Genomic DNA, 9,824 nt, shown 5'->3' on the forward strand with positions numbered 1-9,824 from the left:
GCAGACACGCCGTCACCCGACGAGATAGCATAGATCCAGGAAAAGAAACGGCCTCCATCGAGCGCCCAAGCAACAACCTCGCTGCAAGATGGTGCCGCGCCACGATGCCTGACGAGTGAGTGGACCCACATGGTTCCGCGGCAGCCATGACTGCGCGTCTCATCTTGATGACCGAGCGTCCCAATCTGCAGCTGCGGGCGGCGACAGTGCCGTTCGGCTGTGCGAAAAATTCCACGGCTACGACTTGCGAACAGCGTTTTATCAGGAGGGTCTTGTCCGGCATGCGGTGGACCGCATGCAGCGGAGGCCAACGGCTTGCGCCTGATCGCAGCGGTGTGGTGCGGTCATCAGCCATTTCAGCACTGGGGACGTGCTGTTGCAGGGTTGCTTGAGGCAGGGGGAAAACCATGAGTGTCACAGATGCCAAATCGATCGGGCAATTACACGGTGCTGCACCATCTTGCCTCACCCACAGGCGCAAAACACGGCCGCTGACCTTGGGCAGCGTTTTTCCGACCTCAGGCATCGCAACTTCGATCTTTACGGTGTGGCGCTTCTGGCACCGCAATTCACCGAGGCGCCCGCACTCGACCAAAACGGCTTGCTGCGCATGGCAGGCTATTTTTCAACCCAGCCGCTGCAGATCAAATTCGATCTCGCCTTCCAGATCGCATCAGGGTTGGTGCCCCTAGCCGGGATCGAACCAGCACTCCTTGCGGAACTCGATTTTGAGTCGAGCGCGTCTACCAATTCCGCCATAGGGGCCTGCCCTAAACGGACAGAATGGTCGCGGACTATACGGTTGGGCCACCCGCCGTCAACAGGGCAGGCGCGTCTTTGTTCAACTTGCTGCAGCAAAAGCACTACTGTCATCGGAGATTGGCAAAGTCTGCGAGGCCCGATCAATCGTTTCGGTCAGTTGAATGTGCGGTTCGACCTGCCCCCGAGCGGGACAGCAGCCGTTCGCGCAGGTGCCGCGGCGGGGCCGCCGCCGGTCTTGCTTGTCGCGGCGGGACGCTCGTGCGACAGATTGTGCCGGTTACCCCAGCTTGCGCATTCGTGAAGGCCTTACGCATTGTGCGCCACAGCAATTCTTCCTAAACAGGCAGCGCACAATCCCAGGGGGCCCGATGCTTCGCCGACTCTACGACTGGACCTTGTCGCTTGCGGCAAGGAAATCCGCCGAATGGTGGCTGGCCTTCATCGCCTTCGTCGAAAGCTCGGTCTTCCTCGTGCCGGCAGACGTGCTCTATTTGCCAATGGCGCTGTCGCGCCCGGACAAAGCCTATCGCTACGCCATCGTGGCAACGGTAGCCTCGGTCCTCGGCGGCATCGCGGGGTGGTACATTGGGCACTACGCCTTCGAGGCAGTGGCGAAGCCGGTGCTCGAATTCTACGGCAAATATGACGAATTCGAAGCGCTGAAACTGTCGTCGGGGACCGGCATCATCCTGCTGATGCTGGTGACGTCGGGCCTTTCGCACCTGCCGCCGATCAAGGTGGTGACCATCCTGTCGGGCGTCATCGGATTTCCGCTCGGCTGGTTCATCGTCTCGGCCATCATCGCGCGCGGCGCCCGTTTCCTGTTCCTGGCCTGGCTGCTGCGCACCTACGGCGAACCCATTCGCGAATTCATCGAAAAGCGCCTTGGCCTGCTCGCAGGCCTCGCAGCCGCTGCCCTCATTTTGCTCTATCTTCTCGTCAGATACCTGCACTGAACGGCAACATGCCGGTAACACCAGCTGGGCACCATACAATGACCTCCCTCGCCTCCCCGACTGGCCGCAGCCAGACGCTGACAGCACTCTTCCTCGCCATTGCCATGGCTGCTGTCGTCGGCACGGCCCTCGGCTTCCAGCATCTCGGCGGCTACATGCCCTGCAAGCTTTGCCTGGAGCAGCGCACGCCCTACTATGTCGGCGTGCCGCTGATGGCGCTTGCGGCACTTTCGTCGGCCATGCATTGGCCGTCATGGCTGACCCGCGCGCTCTTGGCTGTCGGCGGCTTGCTGATGCTCTACGGGCTCTATCTCGGTGCCTACCACGCCGGCGTCGAATGGCGCTGGTGGGCCGGCCCGACCGACTGCGCGGCAGTCAGCGGGACGATCGATACCGGCGGCAAGGGCCTGCTCGACGTGCTCAATGACGTCGTGCCGCCGCGCTGCGAGGATGCTGCCTTGCGCGTGCTTGGCCTGTCCTTCGCCGGCTGGAACGTGCTCGCAAGCGCGTTCCTGGCTTTCGTTGCTCTGCGTGGCGCGTTCAGGAAGTAACCGCTTTCTTCTTCCCGCCATTGGGAGAAGGTGGCCCATCGGGCCGGATGAAGGGCAGCGCATTGTCCTGTGAGGTTGGCTCAGCCCCTCATCTGCCTGCCGGCGTTCGATGCTCAAAGAGCCAAGCAATTGGCTCTTTGCCCGCTAAAGCGGGCCACATCTCACCTCCCCGTAAACGGGGAGAAGAACGAAAGCCTCAAGGCTCCAGTTCGACATCCCAGTAGAGATAATCCATCCAGCTTTCGTGCAGATGGTTGGGCGGAAACAGCCGACCATTGTTGTGCAGGTCGTGCACGGTCGGCTGGAACGGCTTTTGCAGCGGCCACATCTTGGCTTGCGCCGGCATAAGCCCGCCCTTCCTGAGATTGCAGGGCGAGCAGGCGGCAACGACGTTTTCCCATGTCGTCGCCCCGCCGCTGTGGCGCGGGATGACGTGATCGAAGGTAAGATCCTCCGGCGTGCCGCAATACTGGCACTGAAAGCGGTCGCGCAGGAACACGTTGAAACGGGTGAAGGCCGGATAGCGCGACGGCTTCACATAATGCTTCAGGCTGACGACGCTGGGCAGCTTCATCGAGAAGGTCGGCGAGGAGACCGCGTGGTCGTATTCGGCGACGATGTTGACGCGGTCGAGGAACACCGCCTTGATCGCGTCCTGCCAGGACCATAGCGACAAGGGGTAGTAGCTGAGCGGACGATAATCCGCGTTCAGCACCAGTGCTGGGAGCCCATCCGGAGACACGGCAACCGTCACTTCGTCTACCTCCTTGGTCCTCGAACCTAACGGTGCGAATACTGTAAGCCCGAGGTGACAGGAATGTGAAGCGCCTAGTCGGTCATATAGCCTGTCAAAAAACCGCGATTTCGCCGATTTAAGCAGGATTTCCGGCCGGCGGTGCACCATCGCGACCGCGGGTCTCGCGATAATACGCCCAGAACAGCCGCGAGGCGACCCCTCGCCAGGGCGCCCATGATTCGGCAAGCCGAATCAGTGCCTTCTCGCCGGGGCGTGGATCGATGCCCAAGGCATGGCCGACGGCCGATTGCAGCGCGACATCGCGGGCTGGAAAAATGTCGGGATGGCCGGCGGCGAACAGCAGGTAGACTTCCGCCGTCCATGGACCGATGCCGGGAATGGCGACCATCGCCGCCATCGCTTCCACGGCGTCGAGCTGGCAAAGCCCGTCGAGGTCGAGACCCTCGCTGGCTGCCTGGGCAACCGCCAGCAATGTGCGCTGCTTGGGCCTGGACAGCCCAGCTTCGCGGAAGACGCCCTCGCCGGCGGCAAGCAGCGCTTCCGGCGTCAGCGGATCGACGAGAGCGCTGAAGCGACCGAAGATCGCCCTGGCGCTCGCCGTCGACACCTGCTGGGAAACGATGATCGAGGCAAGGCTGGCGAAGCCAGGTTCGGCCAGCCTGAGCGGCACCTCACCGGCCATGCCGCGTACGGCATTCAATCGCGGATCGAGGGCGCAAAGCGCATCGAGGCCGAGCTTGACGTCGTCGAGATTGGAGATCCGGCGCATGGCGTCTCTTGTGAGGTTCGAGCCGGCAACGTAGCAATCGGAAACGCAAACCACCAATCCGAAACCGCAACGCTCATGACTGCTCCTGTCTTTCGCTTCGCGCCGAGCCCGAATGGCGAACTGCATCTGGGCCACGCCCTGTCGGCCTTGACCAACCAGCGCATGGCGCAGGCATCGAGCGGGCGGTTGCTGCTGCGCATCGAAGACATCGACATCACCCGCTGCACGGCGGAGTTCGAGGCAGGCATCTATCGCGATCTCGCCTGGCTCGGCATCGGCTGGGAACAGCCGGTGCGGCGCCAGTCCGAGCATTTCGGCGAATATCAGGCGGCACTCGAGCGCCTGCAGCGCGAGGAACTGGTCTATCCCGCATTCATGAGCCGCGGCGAGATCCGCGGCGCGATCATGGATCATGAAGCGACGGGGAAAAGCTGGCCGCGCGATCCCGATGGCGCACCGGTCTATCCCGGCAATGACAAGGCACTGTCGGCAAGGGAGCGCAGGCGACGCATCGATGCGGGGGCGCCCTTTGCCTGGCGGCTCGATACCGCGGCCGCGCTGGCAGGGCTGGGAAGCCCGCTCGATTGGCGCGAATGGGCCGACGGCAACATGACGGCGACGTCAGAGATCGTTGCCGATCCGCTGCAATGGGGCGATGTGATCATTGCGCGGCGCGAAATCCCGACCAGCTATCATTTGTCGGTCGTGATCGATGACGCATTGCAATCCGTCAGTCATGTCGTGCGCGGCCAGGACCTGTATTTCGCGACGTCGGTGCAGCGGGTGCTGCAGGAAGTCCTCGAGTTGCCGCAGCCAACTTACTTCCACCACAGGCTAGTTCTCGGGCCTGACGGACGCAAGCTGTCGAAAAGCCAGCGCGACACCGGCCTCAACGCATTGCGTGAGGCCGGAGAAACGCCCGAGACGCTGGTGGCGCGGCTAGGGCTGTAGAAGCCATCCGAGAGCAGCCTTGAGCAGGGCCAACACGCTGATGAAGATGAACGCGCCGCCGAGACCCCAGGCCGTCGCCAGGCTCAACTCGCGCAAGGAAATGCCGTAGCTGTTGGCGACCAGGACAGCACCGAAGAAGCCGGTGGTAAACAGCATCATGTTGCCGGTAGGGCCAAAGCCGTCTTCCTTCATGATGGCGTCGAGCGCCGCGCCGAAGAAGAACGACATGACGGCGACGAAAGCGACCGCCATCATCAACCAGCCTGGATCCAAATTCCACAACATCGCAGTCCTCTCGGAGGCCGACAGTGCAGTTGTTGTCCCGCCGCATCCGGGACGTTGAGCTCCAGATCGGGTCGTCAGATCAGGTCCGGTGAATCTATGGATCAATCGTTTCATTTTGCTTGTTCTAATATTCGGCATTAGAGCGATTCCGATAAACTTCCTTTCCGGGCGTGGCGTCCGGCGACGCTCGGGGCAACATGACATCCACGCCAAAGCGGCTGATCCCTGCGACCTTCGTGCTGCTGTGGGCGACCGGCTTCATCGGTGCGCGCTACGCCATGCCATGGGCGGAGCCGTTCACCTTCCTTGCCGTACGATTCCTGCTCGCCTTCCTGATCCTGGGCGCGGTGATGCTGGCACTAGGCTCGCGACGGCTTCCGCGACGCGCAGCCTTTCATGCCGTGCTCATCGGCATGCTGCTGCACGGGGTCTATCTGGGCGGTGTATTCTGGGCGATCCATCAAGGATTGCCGGCCGGCCTTTCAGCGCTCATTGCCGGGCTTCAGCCACTGGTGACCGCGGTACTGGCCGGCAAGCTGCTTGGCGAGGAAATCCGCCCGCGCCATTGGGTCGGGCTTGCCGTCGGTTTCGTCGGCGTGGTGGTCGTCCTGTCGCCGAAACTCGGCACGATCGGCGGCGGAGTGACATGGCAAACATTGACGGCCTCCGTCATTGCCATGGCTGGTATCAGTGCCGGCACCATCTGGCAGAAGCGTGTCGGATCGACGGGCGACCTGGTGACCGGCACCTTCTGGCAATATGTCGGCGCGGCGATCCTGATGGCGGCTGCCTCGATGATCTTCGAGACGCGCCAGATGACGATCAATGGCGAGCTTATCTTCGCAATGGCCTGGCTGGTCTTCGTGCTGTCGATCGGTGCCATCTTCTTGTTGATGGTGATGATCCGCGACGGCGCGATGTCGAAGGTCGCGTCTCTATTTTACCTCGTGCCTTCGGTCACCGCCGTCATCGCCTGGTTGCTGTTCGGCGAACAGTTGTCCCTGGTGCAGCTCGTTGGCATGGCAATCGCCACGCTCGGCGTAGGCCTGGCTACGGCTCAGCCAGGCACGCGGGCCCGAGCCTCGAGGTAACGGATGATCGCGGCGTTGAGTTCGCCTCCCAGGATGAAGATCGCCGAGATGATGTAGAGGAACACCACCGCGATCATGATCGAGGCCAGGCCTGCATAGGTGGTGACGTAAGACGCGAAGGTATCGAGATAGGCAGCAAAGATCGTCGAGCCGATGAGCCAGGCGATCAGCGTGAAGACGATGCCGGGTATGACGCTGAGAAACCGCCGGCGACCGTCGGGCAACCACATGTGCACGGCAAACAGGCCAAAGACGATGACTCCCGAGGCGATGGTGAAGCGCCACACGGTGATGGTGCCCATATAGGGCTGGATCCACACGAACTTGGCTTCGAGGATGCGTGCGATGATCGGCGCGAAGACCAAGAGCACCGAGATCGCCACGAAGCTGATCGTGGCGATGAGCACGAAAAACAGGCTTTGGGTGCGGCGAAACCAGATGGTGCGGGTTTCGGTGACGCGGTAGGCGCGGTTGAGCGAGGTGCGCAGTGCCTCGACGCCGTTGGAGGCAAAGAAGGCGGCAAGCAGCACGCCATAGGTCAGCAGGTCGGTGCGCTGCACGGTGAGCACGTTGACCACTTCGCGCGCAATCGGCTCTGCGATCTGATCGGGCCAGGTGTCAAACACCAGATGCACCGCCGTTTCCGCAAAGGCGTCGGCGCCGAGAAAGCTCGCCAGCGTGGTGGCGAAGATGAGGAACGGAAACAAGGCCATCAGCGCGGAAATCGCAAGATGACTGGCCATCGCCCAACCGTCATCGTCATAGAAATGACCGACTGCGTCAAAGAGCACGCGCTTGGTAGCAACGATCCTGCGCATCAGGTCCAGTTTACCGCTCCGTCCGATTGTTTCCAGGGCGCGAATATGGGAAGGGAATGCCCCAGTTGGCAAGTGTAGGCGACGGCGACGTGAACCCGATCAAGGAGTTACGCACGATAATCGTGACCGGAGCGTCGTCGGGCATCGGCGCTTACTGCGCGCGTGCGCTGAAGGCGGAAGGCTGGCGCGTGTTTGCCACAGCCCGCAAGGCCGAGGATCTGGCGGCACTGGAAGCTGACGGCCTCGAAGCGCTCTATCTCGATTACACCGAGCCGCAGTCGATCGAAGCGCTCGTGACGACCGTTCTGGAACGCACCGGCGGCAAGCTAGATGCGCTGTTCAACAATGGCGCCCATGCCCAGCCGGGCGCCGTAGAAGACCTGCCGATGGCCGCATTGCGCGACCAGTTCGAGTCCAATTTCTTCGGCTGGCATGACCTGACCCGCCGCATCGTTCCTGTCATGCGCGCGCAAGGGCATGGCCGCATCGTCAACTGCTCGTCGATCCTCGGCCTGACGCCCGTGCCTTTCCGTGGCGCATATTCCGCCTCCAAGCACGCGCTCGAAGGTTTGATGCTGTGCATGCGCCAGGAACTTGCCGGCACGGGCATCCATGTCTCGATGATCGAGCCGGGGCCGGTGAAGTCTAAGATCGCCACCAATGGGCTGACCTGGTTCCAGCGCTACATCGACCATGAGAACTCGCCGCACCACTTGGCCTACCGTGCCCAGCTCGACAGGCTGAGCAGCGGCGGCTCGGTATCGCGGCTGAAACTCGGACCCGAGGCGGTTCATGCGGTATTGCGACACGCCCTGCTGTCGCCGCGTCCGCGTCCGCATTATGTTGTCACGACCCCGGCGAGAATCGGCGTCGTGCTGAAACGCATCTTGCCCGCCTCGCTGCTCTACAAGATCTTGGCCCGGCAGGCCTGAGCCGGCAGCGGCCAACAGGACTGGAACCTAAATGGCAACCGTATTCCACATCATCGCCGTCGTCTTCATGTTCGCCGTGGTGGTCGTTCTGATCCGCGGCCTCATCAACATGCTGCGCGGCGGCTCCGGCACCACGTCCAACAAGCTGATGCAGGCGCGCGTGCTGCTGCAGGCGGTGGCGCTGGTCTTCATCCTGCTGACGCTCTATTTCACCCGCGCCGGCTAGGCGCTCATGGTCAAGCTCAACAAGATCTACACCCGCACGGGCGATGACGGCACGACCGGGCTGGGCTCGGGCGAACGCCGACTGAAATCCGACCTGCGTGTCGAAGCCTATGGCGCGGTCGACGAGGCCAATGCCTGCATCGGCATGGCACGTGTGCACACCGCCACCGAGCATCCAGAAATCGACGCCATGCTCGGCCGCATCCAAAACGACATGTTCGATCTTGGCGCCGATCTGTCGACGCCCGACACCGGCAAGGACCTCGGCTACGAGCCGCTGCGCATCATCGCCAGCCAGACCGCGCGCATCGAGGCCGACATCGACCGGCTCAACGCCGATCTCGAACCGCTCAGGTCGTTCGTGCTGAATGGCGGTTCGCCGGCGGCCGCAGCACTTCACCTTGCCCGCACGGTGACGCGGCGCGCCGAGCGCGTGATGGTGGCGCTGACCCAGGACCCGGAAGAACCCGTCAACCGCGAGGGCATTCGCTACATCAACCGCGTCTCCGACCTGCTGTTCGTCGCCGCCCGCGTCGTCAATGACAACGGAAAAGCCGATGTGCTATGGGTGCCCGGCAAGAACCGCTGATTAACCGACTAGATCGCCTGGAGGGCGGAAGCGAGCCGCATGTTCATTCCGCTCTACGATTCAAACCATCTGCGCCACATCCGGCTGCAATATGTGACGTTCGCGCTGATCGCGGTCAACGTCATCGTTTATCTGGTGACGACGCTCGGGGGCGAGGAATTCACCCAAGCAACAGTTCTGGGTCTGGGCTACATTCCCTCCGTGGTGCATGACCTTGCCGAGCTGTCGCCAGATCTCGTCATCATCCCGGAAAACCTGAGCTACCTCACCTATTCCTTCCTGCATGGTGACATCCTCCACCTCGGCGGCAACATGCTGTTCCTGTGGGTGTTCGGCGACAATGTCGAAGACGCGCTCGGCCATTTCCGCTTCCTGGTGTTCTACTTGCTTTGCGCGGTTGCCGGTGCCTTCCTGCACGGAATGATCCTGCCAGATTCCGAAACGCCGCTCATAGGCGCGTCGGGCGCCATTGCCGGCATCGTTACCGCCTATCTCATCCTCTACCCCAGGGTGAAGATCTGGGTGCTGGCCTTTGCCCGTATTCCGCTGCGCATTCCGGCATGGATACCGCTGATCCTGTGGGTCGTCTTCCAGTTCGCGATGATCGCCATCGGGGGCGATGACGAAGTAAGCTGGGCAGCCCATGTCGGCGGCATCATCGCCGGCGCCGTGCTGGTTCTGGTGCTGCGCCGGCGCGACGTGCCATTGTTTGGAGATGCCGAAGACACGGCACCGGCCCCTGACAAGGCCGAAGCGCCTGTCATGCCCGCGCCCGCAACACCAGAGCCGCGAACTGCCCAACCACCGCCACGCTGGGGCCGGCAATAGCGCCACGAGCATAGTTTGTTTCAAACGATTTGAGCTTGAAGCAGATATTGACGCTAACGTTAGCCGCAACTACGTTCCCGCCCGCTTGCGGCAGCCCTCCCGCCACCAAAAGCGCGAGATCGAGTCCGTTTTTCCGCCCAATATGTCGGCAATCGACAATTGCGTGGGCCCGAGCGCTGCTATAGCGCGCACAATATCGCTGTTCAGAGAGGTACCAGCCCATGAAAGTTCTCGTCCCGGTCAAGCGGGTTGTCGATGCCAACGTGAAGGTGCGCGTGAAATCGGACGGCTCGGGCGTTGAGCTGGCCAA

Annotated in this window: 12 protein-coding genes, 1 tRNA gene and 1 pseudogene; 9 read left to right on the forward strand and 5 right to left on the reverse strand. The window is 62.2% G+C overall.

Going from position 1 to position 9,824, the window contains the following annotated elements; all coding sequences use genetic code 11:
- Window positions 1-680: 680 nt before the first annotated feature.
- Window positions 681-765, reverse strand: a tRNA-Leu gene (locus C8K44_RS24185).
- A 365-nt stretch (window positions 766-1,130) separates the two neighbouring features.
- Between C8K44_RS24185 and C8K44_RS24190 the strand changes: the two genes are divergently transcribed.
- Together C8K44_RS24190 and C8K44_RS24195 are read left to right on the forward strand one after the other, a co-directional pair.
- Window positions 1,131-1,718: a YqaA family protein gene (locus C8K44_RS24190; RefSeq protein ID WP_109578334.1), complete on the forward strand. Its 588-nt coding sequence runs from the start codon at window positions 1,131-1,133 to the stop codon at window positions 1,716-1,718.
- Between the two features lie 38 nt (window positions 1,719-1,756).
- The gene (locus C8K44_RS24195; RefSeq protein WP_109578335.1) at window positions 1,757-2,269 is read left to right on the forward strand and encodes a disulfide bond formation protein B; all 513 of its coding nucleotides are present in this window, start codon (window positions 1,757-1,759) and stop codon (window positions 2,267-2,269) included.
- Between the two features lie 196 nt (window positions 2,270-2,465).
- On the opposite strand, the gene C8K44_RS24200 is transcribed toward C8K44_RS24195, so the two are convergent.
- Window positions 2,466-3,023, reverse strand: a complete 558-nt coding sequence (locus C8K44_RS24200; RefSeq protein WP_109578336.1) for an HNH endonuclease — start codon at window positions 3,021-3,023, stop codon at window positions 2,466-2,468.
- Between the two features lie 118 nt (window positions 3,024-3,141).
- On the reverse strand, window positions 3,142-3,795 hold the full coding sequence (locus C8K44_RS24205) for a DNA-3-methyladenine glycosylase (protein WP_109578337.1): 654 nt from the start codon (window positions 3,793-3,795) through the stop codon (window positions 3,142-3,144).
- Between the two features lie 75 nt (window positions 3,796-3,870).
- Here C8K44_RS24205 and gluQRS point away from each other — a divergent pair, with 75 nt between their 5' ends.
- Entirely contained in the window at window positions 3,871-4,746 is an 876-nt protein-coding gene (gene gluQRS / locus C8K44_RS24210) for a tRNA glutamyl-Q(34) synthetase GluQRS (protein ID WP_109578338.1), read from the forward strand.
- On the opposite strand, the gene C8K44_RS24215 is transcribed toward gluQRS, so the two are convergent.
- On the reverse strand, window positions 4,735-5,031 hold the full coding sequence (locus C8K44_RS24215; protein ID WP_109578339.1) for a hypothetical protein: 297 nt from the start codon (window positions 5,029-5,031) through the stop codon (window positions 4,735-4,737). The genes gluQRS and C8K44_RS24215 overlap by 12 nt on opposite strands.
- A gap of 197 nt (window positions 5,032-5,228) precedes the next feature.
- On the opposite strand from C8K44_RS24215, the gene C8K44_RS24220 reads away from it, so the two are divergent.
- Window positions 5,229-6,122, forward strand: a complete 894-nt coding sequence (locus C8K44_RS24220) for a DMT family transporter (protein ID WP_109578348.1) — start codon at window positions 5,229-5,231, stop codon at window positions 6,120-6,122.
- Here C8K44_RS24220 and C8K44_RS24225 read toward each other — a convergent pair.
- Window positions 6,089-6,940 carry a YihY/virulence factor BrkB family protein gene (locus C8K44_RS24225; protein ID WP_199227196.1) on the reverse strand — a complete coding sequence of 284 codons (852 nt, stop codon included), beginning with the start codon at window positions 6,938-6,940 and terminating at the stop codon, window positions 6,089-6,091. The genes C8K44_RS24220 and C8K44_RS24225 overlap by 34 nt on opposite strands.
- Window positions 6,941-6,996: 56 nt before the next feature.
- Here C8K44_RS24225 and C8K44_RS24230 point away from each other — a divergent pair, with 56 nt between their 5' ends.
- From C8K44_RS24230 to C8K44_RS24250, 5 genes and pseudogenes are all read left to right on the forward strand, one after another.
- The gene (locus C8K44_RS24230) at window positions 6,997-7,872 is read left to right on the forward strand and encodes an SDR family oxidoreductase (RefSeq protein ID WP_199227197.1); all 876 of its coding nucleotides are present in this window, start codon (window positions 6,997-6,999) and stop codon (window positions 7,870-7,872) included.
- A 31-nt stretch (window positions 7,873-7,903) separates the two neighbouring features.
- Entirely contained in the window at window positions 7,904-8,098 is a 195-nt protein-coding gene (locus C8K44_RS24235; protein WP_109578340.1) for a twin transmembrane helix small protein, read from the forward strand.
- A gap of 6 nt (window positions 8,099-8,104) precedes the next feature.
- Window positions 8,105-8,686, forward strand: coding sequence for a cob(I)yrinic acid a,c-diamide adenosyltransferase (locus tag C8K44_RS24240; protein WP_109578341.1), 582 nt, complete (start codon window positions 8,105-8,107; stop codon window positions 8,684-8,686).
- Between the two features lie 39 nt (window positions 8,687-8,725).
- A complete protein-coding gene (locus C8K44_RS24245; protein WP_109578342.1) occupies window positions 8,726-9,514 on the forward strand; it encodes a rhomboid family intramembrane serine protease in 789 nt (262 codons plus the stop codon).
- Window positions 9,515-9,735: 221 nt separating this feature from the next.
- Window positions 9,736-9,824, forward strand: a pseudogene (locus C8K44_RS24250) (electron transfer flavoprotein subunit beta/FixA family protein); the annotation flags it as partial.

The organism is Aminobacter sp. AP02, from assembly GCF_003148805.1.
GTDB lineage: Bacteria > Pseudomonadota > Alphaproteobacteria > Rhizobiales > Rhizobiaceae > Aminobacter.

Excerpts from the sequence above, each read along its gene's own strand:
- C8K44_RS24190 (WP_109578334.1), top strand. The coding sequence starts at position 1,131 with ATGCTTCGCCGACTCTACGACTGGACCTTGTCGCTTGCGGCAAGGAAA.
- C8K44_RS24195 (WP_109578335.1), top strand. The coding sequence starts at position 1,757 with ATGACCTCCCTCGCCTCCCCGACTGGCCGCAGCCAGACGCTGACAGCA.
- C8K44_RS24205 (WP_109578337.1), bottom strand. The coding sequence starts at position 3,795 with ATGCGCCGGATCTCCAATCTCGACGACGTCAAGCTCGGCCTCGATGCG.
- gluQRS (WP_109578338.1), top strand. The coding sequence starts at position 3,871 with ATGACTGCTCCTGTCTTTCGCTTCGCGCCGAGCCCGAATGGCGAACTG.
- C8K44_RS24215 (WP_109578339.1), bottom strand. The coding sequence starts at position 5,031 with ATGTTGTGGAATTTGGATCCAGGCTGGTTGATGATGGCGGTCGCTTTC.
- C8K44_RS24220 (WP_109578348.1), top strand. The coding sequence starts at position 5,229 with ATGACATCCACGCCAAAGCGGCTGATCCCTGCGACCTTCGTGCTGCTG.
- C8K44_RS24225 (WP_199227196.1), bottom strand. The coding sequence starts at position 6,940 with ATGCGCAGGATCGTTGCTACCAAGCGCGTGCTCTTTGACGCAGTCGGT.
- C8K44_RS24230 (WP_199227197.1), top strand. The coding sequence starts at position 6,997 with ATGCCCCAGTTGGCAAGTGTAGGCGACGGCGACGTGAACCCGATCAAG.
- C8K44_RS24235 (WP_109578340.1), top strand. The coding sequence starts at position 7,904 with ATGGCAACCGTATTCCACATCATCGCCGTCGTCTTCATGTTCGCCGTG.
- C8K44_RS24240 (WP_109578341.1), top strand. The coding sequence starts at position 8,105 with ATGGTCAAGCTCAACAAGATCTACACCCGCACGGGCGATGACGGCACG.
- C8K44_RS24245 (WP_109578342.1), top strand. The coding sequence starts at position 8,726 with ATGTTCATTCCGCTCTACGATTCAAACCATCTGCGCCACATCCGGCTG.